Source organism: Clostridium sediminicola (genome assembly GCF_050402865.1).
In the GTDB taxonomy this organism is placed as follows: domain Bacteria; phylum Bacillota; class Clostridia; order Clostridiales; family Clostridiaceae; genus Clostridium_AF; species Clostridium_AF sediminicola.
Map to the genome: position 1 here is coordinate 444,440 of NZ_BAABMF010000003.1, position 12,488 is coordinate 456,927.

14 protein-coding genes, 2 tRNA genes and 2 rRNA genes are annotated in these 12,488 nt (G+C 30.3%); 3 read left to right on the top strand and 15 right to left on the bottom strand.

Annotation, left to right across the window (positions count from 1 at the left end; genetic code table 11):
* Positions 1 to 141: 141 nt before the first annotated feature.
* Both ACQ3F0_RS08835 and ACQ3F0_RS08840 read right to left on the bottom strand, forming a co-directional pair.
* Positions 142 to 495 (bottom strand): carboxymuconolactone decarboxylase family protein, encoded by a 354-nt coding sequence (locus ACQ3F0_RS08835; protein ID WP_428864860.1) that lies wholly within the window; start codon positions 493 to 495, stop codon positions 142 to 144.
* A 76-nt stretch (positions 496 to 571) separates the two neighbouring features.
* The gene (locus ACQ3F0_RS08840; protein ID WP_428864861.1) at positions 572 to 1,231 is read right to left on the bottom strand and encodes a nitrite/sulfite reductase domain-containing protein; all 660 of its coding nucleotides are present in this window, start codon (positions 1,229 to 1,231) and stop codon (positions 572 to 574) included.
* A gap of 198 nt (positions 1,232 to 1,429) precedes the next feature.
* On the opposite strand from ACQ3F0_RS08840, the gene ACQ3F0_RS08845 reads away from it, so the two are divergent.
* Entirely contained in the window at positions 1,430 to 2,113 is a 684-nt protein-coding gene (locus tag ACQ3F0_RS08845; RefSeq protein ID WP_428864862.1) for a hypothetical protein, read from the top strand.
* Between the two features lie 47 nt (positions 2,114 to 2,160).
* Here the strand turns inward: ACQ3F0_RS08845 and moaA are convergent, their stop codons facing one another.
* Both moaA and moaC read right to left on the bottom strand, forming a co-directional pair.
* Positions 2,161 to 3,147: a GTP 3',8-cyclase MoaA gene (moaA, locus tag ACQ3F0_RS08850; RefSeq protein WP_428864863.1), complete on the bottom strand. Its 987-nt coding sequence runs from the start codon at positions 3,145 to 3,147 to the stop codon at positions 2,161 to 2,163.
* 219 nt (positions 3,148 to 3,366) lie between these two features.
* Positions 3,367 to 3,852: a cyclic pyranopterin monophosphate synthase MoaC gene (gene moaC, locus ACQ3F0_RS08855; RefSeq protein WP_428864864.1), complete on the bottom strand. Its 486-nt coding sequence runs from the start codon at positions 3,850 to 3,852 to the stop codon at positions 3,367 to 3,369.
* Positions 3,853 to 4,115: 263 nt separating this feature from the next.
* On the opposite strand from moaC, the gene ACQ3F0_RS08860 reads away from it, so the two are divergent.
* A complete protein-coding gene (locus ACQ3F0_RS08860; RefSeq protein ID WP_428864865.1) occupies positions 4,116 to 4,607 on the top strand; it encodes a MogA/MoaB family molybdenum cofactor biosynthesis protein in 492 nt (163 codons plus the stop codon).
* 107 nt (positions 4,608 to 4,714) lie between these two features.
* Here the strand turns inward: ACQ3F0_RS08860 and ACQ3F0_RS08865 are convergent, their stop codons facing one another.
* From ACQ3F0_RS08865 to ACQ3F0_RS08890, 6 genes are all read right to left on the bottom strand, one after another.
* Entirely contained in the window at positions 4,715 to 5,419 is a 705-nt protein-coding gene (locus ACQ3F0_RS08865) for an ABC transporter ATP-binding protein (protein ID WP_428864866.1), read from the bottom strand.
* An 11-nt stretch (positions 5,420 to 5,430) separates the two neighbouring features.
* Positions 5,431 to 6,189 (bottom strand): ABC transporter ATP-binding protein, encoded by a 759-nt coding sequence (locus ACQ3F0_RS08870; RefSeq protein ID WP_428864867.1) that lies wholly within the window; start codon positions 6,187 to 6,189, stop codon positions 5,431 to 5,433.
* Positions 6,190 to 6,191: 2 nt separating this feature from the next.
* Entirely contained in the window at positions 6,192 to 7,157 is a 966-nt protein-coding gene (locus tag ACQ3F0_RS08875) for a branched-chain amino acid ABC transporter permease (RefSeq protein ID WP_428864868.1), read from the bottom strand.
* Between the two features lie 9 nt (positions 7,158 to 7,166).
* Positions 7,167 to 8,048, bottom strand: coding sequence for a branched-chain amino acid ABC transporter permease (locus ACQ3F0_RS08880; protein ID WP_428864869.1), 882 nt, complete (start codon positions 8,046 to 8,048; stop codon positions 7,167 to 7,169).
* Positions 8,049 to 8,119: 71 nt separating this feature from the next.
* Positions 8,120 to 9,262 (bottom strand): ABC transporter substrate-binding protein, encoded by a 1,143-nt coding sequence (locus tag ACQ3F0_RS08885; protein WP_428864870.1) that lies wholly within the window; start codon positions 9,260 to 9,262, stop codon positions 8,120 to 8,122.
* A gap of 302 nt (positions 9,263 to 9,564) precedes the next feature.
* Positions 9,565 to 10,707: an ABC transporter substrate-binding protein gene (locus ACQ3F0_RS08890; protein WP_428864871.1), complete on the bottom strand. Its 1,143-nt coding sequence runs from the start codon at positions 10,705 to 10,707 to the stop codon at positions 9,565 to 9,567.
* A gap of 478 nt (positions 10,708 to 11,185) precedes the next feature.
* Between ACQ3F0_RS08890 and ACQ3F0_RS08895 the strand changes: the two genes are divergently transcribed.
* Positions 11,186 to 11,347 carry an aspartyl-phosphate phosphatase Spo0E family protein gene (locus ACQ3F0_RS08895; protein ID WP_428864872.1) on the top strand — a complete coding sequence of 54 codons (162 nt, stop codon included), beginning with the start codon at positions 11,186 to 11,188 and terminating at the stop codon, positions 11,345 to 11,347.
* Positions 11,348 to 11,470: 123 nt separating this feature from the next.
* Here ACQ3F0_RS08895 and ACQ3F0_RS08900 read toward each other — a convergent pair whose 3' ends face one another.
* The 5 genes from ACQ3F0_RS08900 to ACQ3F0_RS08920 form a co-directional block, all read right to left on the bottom strand.
* Complete coding sequence (locus ACQ3F0_RS08900; RefSeq protein ID WP_428864873.1) at positions 11,471 to 11,803, bottom strand: rubredoxin-like domain-containing protein; 333 nt, start codon at positions 11,801 to 11,803, stop codon at positions 11,471 to 11,473.
* Between the two features lie 254 nt (positions 11,804 to 12,057).
* Positions 12,058 to 12,133: transfer RNA gene (locus tag ACQ3F0_RS08905), tRNA-Lys, on the bottom strand.
* A gap of 5 nt (positions 12,134 to 12,138) precedes the next feature.
* A 5S ribosomal RNA gene (rrf, locus tag ACQ3F0_RS08910) occupies positions 12,139 to 12,255 on the bottom strand.
* A gap of 15 nt (positions 12,256 to 12,270) precedes the next feature.
* A tRNA-Asn gene (locus ACQ3F0_RS08915) sits at positions 12,271 to 12,345 on the bottom strand.
* 59 nt (positions 12,346 to 12,404) lie between these two features.
* Positions 12,405 to 12,488: ribosomal RNA gene (locus tag ACQ3F0_RS08920) — 23S ribosomal RNA — on the bottom strand; the annotation flags it as partial.

Sequence of the window (12,488 nt, forward strand, 5' to 3'; positions counted from 1 at the left end):
GTTTTTCTTTAAAATTATCTAATTATCTAGCAAATCAGAAAAATAACTATTTTAACTAATATAAATAACCATTTTACATAATATAAAAAAACAACAACTACTTTTGCAAAATTTAGTAGTCATTGCTTTTCATTTATAAACTCAAAATTTCTTATTTAAAACTTCAATTAATGGTGCTACTTGTACTATTGTAGGAGCACCTTTCATCCATATCTGTTGTTTTATTACTTCCAACAGTTCTTCCCTAGTTGCACCTTCTTTAATTGCTTTGTTCATTTCTAATTTCGCTCTTTTTTCATTATTATCGAATATAGCAGTCGCAAGAGCAATCATGTATCTATACTTCAGAGGAATAACACCTTCTCCCCATATTTGATGATGGTATCCAGCTATAGCTTCTTGAAATTCTTTACCAAAGTTTTCTGCAATCATCACTCCAGGAGGTACAAATCCAATCTCCTCTTTAAATATATCTTTATCTTTATTATTTAACATTTTCATTTCCTCCTTCAAAACATTTTCTTTATGTAGTAATTATATTCTTTTCGAGAACAATTATCAGTAACCTATGTTACAAACACCTTTTTACATCTTCCTTAAATTTTTCTAATCCTATTCTTTCTATAAAAAAGCCTAGTTTTTCACCCATTTCTGCATGCTTCTTATAATACTCAAAAATTGTATCTATCAACTTTAAAGCCTGTTCCTCATTCAATTCAGTTGCAATGATATCAGCTAACCTTGGATTGTGCCCTGCTGAACCTCCTGCCGTAATAGAAATACCTGTTTTATCTGCAATTACTCCTATATCTTTACTATAAACACTGCCACACGCATTTTTACATCCCGCTACCCCTATTTTGGTTCTACATGGCATTTCCATCCATTGGTATTTTTTTGATAATTTCATCCCTATACCTATAGTATTGTACTTTGCTCTCTTACAATAACCCGCTGGACACATCTCTACATTTTTTACTGAATTTTGAGATTTTACCGCCGGTTCCATACCTAATTCTTTCCATATTAATGGTAAATCACTCTCTTCTAAATTAGTAATTAGAATTCTTTGTCCTGACGTTATTTTCAAGACACCTTTATATTTTTTTGTTACTTTAGTTATCTTCTCCAAATTTTCAACTGTTATAAATCCACCTGGTATATGAGGAGTTATAGCATATTTTCTTTTACCATCTTTTACTTTTTGTAAATTCCCAAAATGTGCACTCATTGCCATCCCTCTTTCTTTCACTTTATATTGATTATTATATACCTTTTGGCTTGAGATTATCAGTAACTTTAGTTACCTGAAAAGAGATTTAGTTCTGTAACTTTTATGTAATCTTTATGTAACCACTTTGTTACTCTCTAATAAGTTTCTAATGATAACATAATAATAAAGAAAAATAAGACAAAAGGAGATTTTAAAATGAAACAATACAACTATTTACTATTACTACTTCTAAGTGCTTTTCTTATAGGGTGCAATAAAACAACCGTTGCTAATACAACTTCAACAGAATCAGATTCAGTTAAAAATAATGTTTCTACAACTGCCCCTCCAAATGAGAATCTTGACAATAACAATAATTTATTAAACTTCGAAAGTATGCAAGGACTAGATCTTACAGAACTAAATTATATCCCTTCAGAAATGACTAGAGATCCAAAACTAGAAGAAGCTTTTGCTAAAGTTTATGATTTAAAACCAGGTGTTGACAAACTTAGATATTATTATAATAGAATTGATCTAAATGGAGATGAAAAACCTGAAACCTTTGTATACCTTGTTGGTCCTTCTGTATGTGGAACAGGCGGCTGTAGCGCTTTGATTTTTGAATCTCAAAAAGATGAATACAAACCTGTTTCTAGATTTACGTTAGTAAACAATCCTATAATAATAAGTAAAAATAAAACTAATGGATGGAATGACATTATTATGGATGTATATGGTGGAGGGATTGAAAGATTCTTTTCAGAGCTAAAATATGATAATTATACTTATCCACTGAATCCTTCTGTTCAACCCAAAGTTAAAGAGGGTACAAAAATTCAAGGTACTGCAATAATTTCAGATGATATCACTAAAAATAGCGGAATAGAATTCAAATAAAAAATTCAAATCTATTTACATAAAACCAGTAAATAGATTTGAATTTTTTACCCTCCAATTTGAAACATTTTTCTTTTTTCTAAATCAAGATCTTCTTCTTTTAAACTAATTCCATTCATTTCATGTTTAGCTGGTTTATTAAATATAGCCTGAGTAAGAATTTCTAATAATCTTTCATCATCAATACCATTTCTCAACAATTTCTTTAAATCTATACCTTTGTCCCAAAATAAACACAACTTTAAAAATCCTTCTGCTGTTAGGCGCACTCTATTACAATTACTACAAAATTCATGACTTATAGCACTAATAAATCCTACGCTTCCTTTGCTTAATGGACTTTTATAATAAGTAGCCGGACCTGAACCAATTTTATTATTAAATGGTGTTAACTTTCTCTCTTTAGAAATAACTTTTTTAATTTCATCATTAGATACAGGAGTAAATTTACTACCTTCTCCTATTGGCATTAATTCTATAAATCTAACATCAATATGTTTTTCTTCGGAAAACCTCACAAAATCCATTATCTCTGAGAAGTTAATTCCCTTTATAATTACAGTATTTAATTTAACTCTATTTATTCCCTTTTCAATAGCTAAATCAATTCCTGTTAGTACTTTTTTTAGGCTGCCATTACGAGTAATCTCTTTATATGTGTCTTCTTTTAATGTATCTAAGCTTATATTCAATCTATCCAATCCTGCTTCTATAAATTCATCTATATAATCTTCTAAAAGAATTCCATTCGTAGTAATGCTTACTTCTTCAATTCCTGGCGTTTGTTTAATATCCTTAATTAATTTAACAATACCTAACCGTACTAAAGGTTCTCCACCAGTGATACGAATTTTTGATATTCCAAGTGTTGCAACATTTTTTACTATTCTTAGTATTTCTTCAAAAGTCAAAATCTTATCATGCATTAATAATTCGATGCCTTTTTCCGGCATACAATATATACATCTCAAATTACATCTATCAGTTATTGAAATTCTTAAATAGTCTATCTTTCTTCCTTGGCTATCGATCATATTTAGACCTTCTCTCTTATTATTTTATCCCAAATTTTGCTTCCATCTATAACCTGAATTTCTTTTAAGAAATGTAAAATTAACTAAAGATAATACTATCAAAATTATGGAAATATCCCTTGATAAGTTAAAAGTAACATAACTTAATGTTTTCCAAAAGTTACTCCTTATCAAATAATGTAAATGTTATCATTCATACTTTAATTTCATAACTTATCTTTATTCACGAAGAAAAATACCACTTTTCCCTCCTGTTTTTTTCTCAAGATAAATATCTCCTATAGTCATTTTTTTATCTACTGCTTTACACATATCATATATAGTAAGCCCAGCAATTGATGTAGCCGTTAAAGCTTCCATTTCTACCCCAGTTTTTCCTGTTGTCTTAACTGTTACTTCTATATGTATCTCGGACTTTTCTCTATTCACTTTGAATTCAACGGTACATGCCGATAACATCAGTGGGTGGCACATAGGAATTAAGTCATGTGTTTTTTTTGTTGCCATAATCGCTGCAACTCTAGCAACACCTAAAACATCCCCTTTACCCATTTCACCATTTTCAATTAATTCAAGAGTTTCTGGTTCCATACATACCTTTCCGTGGGCAATAGCAATTCTTACAGTATCCTTTTTTTCGCTCACATCTACCATTATTGCTTTGCCTTCATCATCAAAATGGTTAAGATTCATTTCATCACTCATGCTCTTCTTCCCTTCTCCATGCGGTTTTCAACTAATTAAAGTAACTATTTATTAAAATCATACAAATTCATCTTTCACGTTTCATTTTGTTATTTACTATTCATTACATTTATTATATCAGCCTCTATTTTTTTGTCAAATAAATGGTATTTTAATAAATACATATGTAGTATGGTTATATATTTGTATTTAATTTACTTATATCCTTCAATCATGATATAATTATTTAAACTAAGTGATTCAAATTCGAGGAGGGTATATATATGATAAAAACAGCAATATTAACCATAAGTGACAAAGGCTCAAAAGGAGAACGAGAGGATGTAACAGGCCCTTCTGTAAAAAAAACTCTATCTCCAAATGAATATTATGTAGATTATTATAAAATAATACCAGATGAATTAAATATAATTGTAAAAGAACTACAATACTTATGTGATAATTCAAAAGTGGATCTAGTATTAACAAATGGAGGTACTGGTTTTTCTAAAAGAGATATAACACCTGAGGCAACTCAAAAAGTAATCGAAAAATATGTTCCTGGTATAAGTGAAGCAATGAGAATGAAATCTTTAGATATTACACCAAAAGCAATGTTATCAAGAGGAATATCTGGAATTAGAAACAACACTCTTATTATAAATCTACCTGGAAGTCCCAAAGCTGCGATAGAGAATTTAAACTTTGTTCTTCCTGCTTTAAAGCATGGAATTGAAATTTTAAAAGGGGAAGCTTCTGAGTGTGCAGTTAAATAACTCAGATTTGTGCAAAAAATTATTAAAGTAGATATTTTAAAAATTCATTATCAATAAAAAAAGAATATTTCGATTATACATCGTAATATTCTTAATTTCTTTTTACTTTAAGCACCTAAATAAGCCTTCTTAACATCTTCATTTCCTAGAAGTTCTTTAGCATTTCCTTCTAAAATTATTTTACCTGTTTCTAATACATAAGCTCTGTCCGCTATAGATAATGCTTTATTTGCATTTTGCTCTACAAGCAATACTGTAGTTCCTAAATCATTGATTTCTTTTATTATATCAAATATTTCCTGAACTAATATAGGAGCTAATCCCATTGAAGGCTCATCCATAAGCAATATGTCTGGTTTACACATCAATGCCCTTCCTATTGCTAGCATTTGTTGTTCTCCACCACTTAATGTTCCTGCCGTTTGCTTTCTTCGTTCATACAATCTTGGAAATTTCTTATATGCATTTTGTAAACTTTCTTCAATTTCACTTTTGCTTTTTCTTGAAAAAGCACCCATCTCTAAGTTTTCCCTAACTGTCATTTCAGGGAATACTCTTCTACCTTCTGGTACATGAGCAAGTCCTTTACCGACTATTTTGTGTGAATCAATAGTATTTATATTCATATCATTATATACTATTTCTCCTGACTTTGGTTTTATCATACCTGATAAAGTCTGAAGTATTGTAGTTTTCCCTGCTCCATTTGCACCTATTAGTGTAACAATTTCACCTTTTTTAACTTCAAAACTAATTCCTTTTATCGCATGTATTACTCCATAATATACATTTAAATCATTAACTTTTAACATTTCTCATCCTCCTATTCTCCAAGATATGCCTTGATAACCTCAGGATTATTTTTTATCTCGTCAGGAGTTCCTTTAGCAAGAATCACACCATAGTTAAGAACAACTATTCTTTCACAAATTCCCATTACTAAATGCATATCATGTTCAATAAGCAATATTGAAATATCGAATTTATCTCTTATAAAATGAATAGTATCCATTAACTCACTAGTTTCTTGAGGATTCATCCCAGCTGCTGGCTCATCAAGCATGAGAATTTTAGGATTAGTAGCAAGAGCTCTTGCGATTTCTAATTTTCTTTGTTTACCATAAGGTAAGTTTTTAGCCGTAACATCAGCAAGATCTTCCATACCAAAAAGAGCTAATAATTCTCTTCCTTTTTTGTCTACTTCTTTTTCTTCTTTCCAATAACTTGGAAGCCTAAGTATCCCAGCTAATGGACTGTATTTCATTTGTTTTTGGAATGCAATTTTTACATTATCCAAAACACTCAAATTACTAAATAACCTTATGTTTTGAAATGTTCTTGCAACACCTTTATTTACAACTTGATATGGCTTATCTCCAACTATACTTTTATCATCTATTAAAATATCACCATCAGTGGGTAAGTATACACCTGTTAGCATATTAAAAGTAGTAGTTTTTCCTGCTCCATTAGGTCCAATAAGGCCAACTAATTCACCTTCATTTATTGTTAAATTGAAGTCATCTACTGCTCTAAGTCCTCCAAAGCTTATACCTACATTCTTTGCTTCAAGTAATGCCATGTCTACTCACTCCTTTTACCTTTTAGCCGATTTAGTAGTTTCTGAATTGATAGTTCCTTTGTACCAAATATTCCAGAAGGTCTAAATAACATCATAATTATTAGCAATACTGAGTAAATAAGCATTCTATATATTGCGAAATCTCTCAATGCTTCTGGAAGTAATGTTAATAAAACAGCTGCAATAACAGAGCCAGTTAAACTACCCATTCCACCCAAAACAACTATAACTAATATCTCAACTGAAAAAATGAATGTGAATTTTTTAGGATCTATTATTGACATGTAATGTGCAAAAAGACCACCTGCTATTCCTGCAAAAAAAGCTGCTAAAACAAAAGCAAAAACTTTGTAAAATGCTGTAGGTACCCCAACAGCATCAGCTGCAATTTCATTTTCTCTTATAGCAAGAATGCTTCTTCCGTGACGTGAATGAATAACAGTATATATTACTACAACAGTTATTATTGTTATCCAATATACGTTACTAAAATTTGATAACATAGAAATCCCTTTAAGACCTCTTGCACCATTTGTAAACTTAAGGTTTATTATTATTACACGAATCATTTCACCAAATCCTAAAGTTATGATTCCTAAATAATCACCACGTAACCTTAGCGCAGGTATCCCAATTATGAGTCCAAATAATGCTGCTACTAAACCCCCTATTATCAAAGAAATTACAAATTGTAATCCTGAAGGTATAGGTAAATTCATATTAATAGTTGCTAAAGCTGATGCATATGCTCCAACTGCCATAAATCCAGCATGTCCTAAAGCTAGTTGTCCTAAAAATCCAGTCACAAGATTAAGACTAGTTGCTAGTATAATGTTTATTCCTATTAAAATTAAAATTCCTTCATAATATCTATTAACAACACCTGTATTGATAAGCACGAAAAATATTACATATAATGCAATCATTAAAGATATATTGATTAAATATCCTTTTAATTTTCCTTTCATCTATTGCACCTACACTTTCTCTCTAACATTTTTACCCAATATACCCGACGGTTTTATAATAAGAACAAGAATAAGTATTCCAAATACAACAGCATCTGATAATTGACTAGATATGTAGCCTTTTGTAAAACTTTCAGCTACCCCCATAATAAATCCACCAATCATGGCTCCAGGAATAATTCCTATACCTCCTAATACTGCGGCAATAAAGGCTTTAAGCCCTGGCATGATTCCCATATATGGATCTATCAATGGATATGCCATACTATATAAAACTCCACCTATAGCACCTAGTGCAGACCCTAATGCAAAAGTTATTGATATTGTTCTATTAACATTTATACCCATAAGCATTGCTGCTTGTTTATCTTGAGAAACTGCTCTCATAGCTTTACCTGTTTTGGTTTTCTTTACAAATAATTCCAAAAGAATCATTAATACTATAGCTAAAAATATAGTCACTATAGTCAATCCACTTATTGTAACTTTTCCCAACATAATAGACTTGAATTTATAAATTTCTGGAAAAGGTCTAGGATTGGGCTTAAAAATAATCATAAATAAATTTTCAAGAGCAAGACTAACTCCAATAGCAGTTATAAGTGCAGAAATTCTTGGCGCCGACCTAAGTGGTTTATAGGCAAATCTCTCAATAGTAATACCTGCTAGTGCAGTAAGAAGTGCAGTTATAATGATTACTAACCAAAAAGGTAGTCCCATGCCCATTAACATATATACAGAAAATGCTCCCATCATTAAAATATCTCCATGAGCAAAGTTAATAAGTTTAACTATACCGTAAACCATAGTATAGCCTAATGCAATTAGTGCATATATACTTCCAACATGTAATCCATTGAATAACTGTTGAATAAACCTTCCTATATCCATAAAACATCTTCCTTTCATATGAAAAAAGGGAGATTATCTCCCTTTCTTTAATAAACTTTCTCTTAAAAAATTTACTTTTTGGTAGATAATATATATTCTCCATTCTCAATCTTAATAATTGCAACTTCTTTAACTGGGTTTCTATTTTCATCAAATTTAGTATGCCCACACACTAAATCTAAGTCCGTATTCTTTAAAGCTTCAACTACTTTTTCACTATCAGTACTTTCAGCAGTCTTTATTGCTTCAATCATAGTTACAGCCGAGTCATATCCTAAGGCAGCAAATGCATTAGGCATTTCTCCATCATACTCTTCTTTATAAGATGTGATAAAATCTTGAATCAATGGATCTTCATCAGATGTAGAATAGTGATTTGCAAAATAGCCACCTTCTACAGCCGTTTTATCAACACCAATTACTCCATCCCATCCGTCTCCACCTATCAAAGTAGCTTCTATTCCTACTTCTTTAGCTTGCTTACCAACTAAAGCTACAGTATTATAATAATCTGGAATAAACAACACTTCTGGTGATTTTGCTTTTATATTAGTTAACACTGACTTATAATCTTTATCAGCTGCATTAAAACCTTCATAGCTTATAACTTTTCCACCATTTGCCTCAAATTCTTTCTTAAAGGATTCAGCTAATCCTACTCCGTAATCATTAGCAGGGTCATACATTACTGCTGCAGTTTTTGCATTTAAATCTTCAGCTGCAAACTTTGCCGCAATTCCACCTTGGTATGGATCAGTATAGCAAGAACGGAATACATTTTCTCCTGATAAAGTAACATCCCAAGCTGTTGAAGTTGCTGTTATCATTGGAATTCCATCTTTTGCTGCAAGTGGTGCAATAGCCAAACTATTTGTACTAATAACTGCACCTAAAATAGCATCTACTTTATCACTACTTATTAATTTGTTATAAGCGTTTACTGTTTCACTATTATCACCTTTATTATCATAGGCCTTTAATTCAATAGTTTTACCTAACGCTCCCCCATCTTCATTGTACTTCTTTATTGCTAAATCAATACCATTTTTCACCGCATTTCCATAAACAGCTACTGCTCCAGTTTCTGGATATATCGCTCCTAATTTTATTATTTCAGACTCTGTTTCTGCTCCACCTTTTTTACCACATGCAGAAAGTGATACTAACACCACTAATGCTAACATGCTAGCCACCATTTTCTTCATCCTAAACATATTATTTCCCCCTTTTATTTTGTCAACGTATTAATTGTTCTGTTAATTATACATATTAAATTCGTAAAATTCAATAATATATATTGCTCAATAGTCAATCTTATGAACAATTTTTTTGCAATTCATAATGTAATATTAAGTATTTAACAATTTTTTCGTAATTCTCATACTAAATTATATTATATTAGCAATTTTTTTGTATTTTTCTTTAGTAGATAAAAAAAGATGCTCCTTTTAGGAACACCTTTCAATAAATTTTATATATTCTTTTCTAAATTCTTGTTTTTCATTATAAATTACAACTATTTCTTTGTGTGTAATTTATATTCTCCATCTTTGATAGTTATAATAGCAACTTTCTTAACTGGGTTTCTATTTTCATCAAATTCTGTGTATCCGCACACTAAGTCTAATTTTGTATTATTTATAGCTTCAACAATCTTATCTGCATCAGTACTACCAGCAGCTTTTATTGCTTCAATCATTGTAATAGCACCATCATAACCTAATGCAGCCAAAGCATTTGGAACTTCTCCATCATATGCTTCTTTATAACTTTTCACAAAATTTTGAATCAATTCTGCTTCATCATCTGTAGCGAAATGATTTGCAAAGTATCCACCTTCTACAGCAGTTTTATCTACACCTAAAACTCCATCCCATCCGTCTCCACCTAATAAAGTAGCTTCTATACCTACTTCTTTAGCTTGTTTACCAACTAAAGCAACTGTATTATAGTAATCTGGAATAAATAAAACTTCAGGACTATTTCCTTTTATGTTAGTTAATACTGATTTATAATCTTTATCTTTAGCATTGAATCCTTCAAAGTTTACAATTTCTCCACCATTTGATTCAAATACTTTCTTAAACTCTTCAGCTAATCCAACTGCATAATCATTAGCTGTATCATACATAACTGCTGCTGTTTTTGCTTTTAAATCTTCAGATGCAAATCTTGCCATTGTTCCACCTTGGAATGGATCAGTGTAACAAGAACGGAAAACATTTTCTCCTGCTAATGTTACATCCCAAGCAGTAGAGGTAGGTGTCAACATTGGAATTCCATCTTTTGCAGCCAGTGGTGCTATTGCTAAACTATTTGTACTAATAACAGCACCTAATAATGCATCTATCTTATCGCTACTTACTAATTTATTATAAGCATTAACAGTTTCACTGTTATCACCTTTATTATCATAAGCAATTAATTCTATTTGCTTGCCTAATACTCCGCCTTCATCATTGTATTTTTTTATAGCTAACTCATAACCATGTTTAACAGCTAATCCATAAACAGCTACATCTCCCGTTTCTGGAAGTACCGCCCCTAACTTTATTGTTTCGGACTCTTTTTCTACATCCTCTTTTTTACCACAAGCTGAAAGTGATCCTAATAATCCCAATGCAAGCATAATTGCTATTACCTTCTTCATTTTAAACATACTATTTCCCCCTTTTATTTCTTAATCAATATGTTATTTTGTTAATTATACATATTAAATATATAAAATTCAACGATAAATATTGCTTAATAATAAATTTATCCAACAACTTTTTCGCAATTCATTAATTATTAAGCTTTATTTGTTTTATTTACGCATTTTTTTTGTAATTTATTCAGTTTTTCACTTTCATTAGCAACTTATTCATAAATTAATTTTAGCTTTTTTTAAATATAATTAACCTTCTTTAGCTATCTATAAATTCATAGTAAAACCTATTTTTCTTCATATAAATTTTTTATTTTGTAAATATTTTTTTTTTTGAGAAAAATATTGATTTTAAGTATCATTTATTGTAATATATTGTATGTTGTTAATTATTAAATCTACTACTGGACTCTTTTATGTAGTATTTATTATAAGTAAAGTTAGTATCTAATTCATTTTAAACTTAGCTTTTCTTGGGAGGATTTTAAACATGCAAAGAAACCTTTTAATATTAAATCAAAAGAAAGACGAATTAAACAAACTTATAGAACAAAATTCATTTAATCTATTATCTCCAAAGATAATTAGAGCTAGTCAAGAATTGGACAAACTTATTTATAAGTACATTGATAACCATTTAAAGTTTAATTAATCTTCTTCTACCCACTTAAAGATAAAATTTATATATTTCTATACAATTAAAAAAGAGACTACCTCAGAATTTATTCTAAGATAGTCTCTTTTTTAATAATAAATATTATTATGTTTTAATGTATTACCATTTTTCTTTTTTTACATGACTTTCTAGCTCAGCTTTAGAAATTTGTTTTATTTGCCATGCTAAGTTTTTAGAAATGTTAAATGCTCTAACACAAGTAGGATCTAAGTTTTCTTCTATCCCTTCTTCACACATTTCTGCAATTCTAGCTGCCATATTAATAATATCCATATGAATATCATTTGTTAAATCAGATTTATATATTTTATCTTTGGATTCCTCATTTAATTCTTGCATTTTTTCCTTTGGCGCACCACATATTGGGCATTTCTCATATATTTCTTCACTTTCATAAACATAATTACAAATAGAACACTTAAATGTTTTCATAGTTTAACCCTCCTATAAAGTATTATTGTTATTTTACTCTAAATATATTCATAATAAATATATGTCACAAATAATGGTAATAAAATATTATAATTATTATAACATACTAAAACTTTTTGTGCAATTAATATTTTTTAATAATTATTATCGATTAAAGACTAAAAAATAAATATAAGCATTATAGAATTTTCAACTGAAATACTATTATCACTTACAACTTATAATTAAAAAAGCATCTCATAAGAGATGCTTTTTGGTGATCCACCGGGGAATCGAACCCCGGACAACTTGATTAAAAGTCAAGTGCTCTACCGACTGAGCTAGTGAATCATATTACCTGGCAACGTCCTACTCTCCCACACAGTCTCCCGTGCAGTACCATCAGCGTGTTGAAGCTTAACCTTCGTGTTCGGAATGGGAACGGGTGTTACCTTCAAGCTATAATCACCAGATATATAATTTATAATTGGCTCCGCGGAGAGGACTTGAACCTCCAACCTATCGGTTAACAGCCGAGTGCTCCACCATTGAGCTACCGCGGAATATTTGTTTACTGAATGAATTATTCATTCAAAATTGCATAGTGAATTTTATTTTTTATTTGATCAAGCCCTCGACCTATTAGTATCAGTCAGCTTAACACATTACTGCGCTTACACCTCTGACCTATCAACCTGGTAGTCTT

What these genes read in the sequence shown, in the direction of transcription:
- ACQ3F0_RS08845 (WP_428864862.1), top strand. Translation starts at nt 1,430, where the DNA reads ATGAAACAATACAACTATTTACTATTACTACTTCTAAGTGCTTTTCTT.
- ACQ3F0_RS08885 (WP_428864870.1), bottom strand. Translation starts at nt 9,262, where the DNA reads ATGTTTAGGATGAAGAAAATGGTGGCTAGCATGTTAGCATTAGTGGTG.
- ACQ3F0_RS08880 (WP_428864869.1), bottom strand. Translation starts at nt 8,048, where the DNA reads ATGGATATAGGAAGGTTTATTCAACAGTTATTCAATGGATTACATGTT.
- ACQ3F0_RS08840 (WP_428864861.1), bottom strand. Translation starts at nt 1,231, where the DNA reads ATGAGTGCACATTTTGGGAATTTACAAAAAGTAAAAGATGGTAAAAGA.
- ACQ3F0_RS08875 (WP_428864868.1), bottom strand. Translation starts at nt 7,157, where the DNA reads ATGAAAGGAAAATTAAAAGGATATTTAATCAATATATCTTTAATGATT.
- ACQ3F0_RS08900 (WP_428864873.1), bottom strand. Translation starts at nt 11,803, where the DNA reads ATGAAAACATTTAAGTGTTCTATTTGTAATTATGTTTATGAAAGTGAA.
- moaA (WP_428864863.1), bottom strand. Translation starts at nt 3,147, where the DNA reads ATGATCGATAGCCAAGGAAGAAAGATAGACTATTTAAGAATTTCAATA.
- ACQ3F0_RS08895 (WP_428864872.1), top strand. Translation starts at nt 11,186, where the DNA reads ATGCAAAGAAACCTTTTAATATTAAATCAAAAGAAAGACGAATTAAAC.
- moaC (WP_428864864.1), bottom strand. Translation starts at nt 3,852, where the DNA reads ATGAGTGATGAAATGAATCTTAACCATTTTGATGATGAAGGCAAAGCA.
- ACQ3F0_RS08860 (WP_428864865.1), top strand. Translation starts at nt 4,116, where the DNA reads ATGATAAAAACAGCAATATTAACCATAAGTGACAAAGGCTCAAAAGGA.
- ACQ3F0_RS08865 (WP_428864866.1), bottom strand. Translation starts at nt 5,419, where the DNA reads ATGTTAAAAGTTAATGATTTAAATGTATATTATGGAGTAATACATGCG.
- ACQ3F0_RS08835 (WP_428864860.1), bottom strand. Translation starts at nt 495, where the DNA reads ATGTTAAATAATAAAGATAAAGATATATTTAAAGAGGAGATTGGATTT.
- ACQ3F0_RS08890 (WP_428864871.1), bottom strand. Translation starts at nt 10,707, where the DNA reads ATGTTTAAAATGAAGAAGGTAATAGCAATTATGCTTGCATTGGGATTA.
- ACQ3F0_RS08870 (WP_428864867.1), bottom strand. Translation starts at nt 6,189, where the DNA reads ATGGCATTACTTGAAGCAAAGAATGTAGGTATAAGCTTTGGAGGACTT.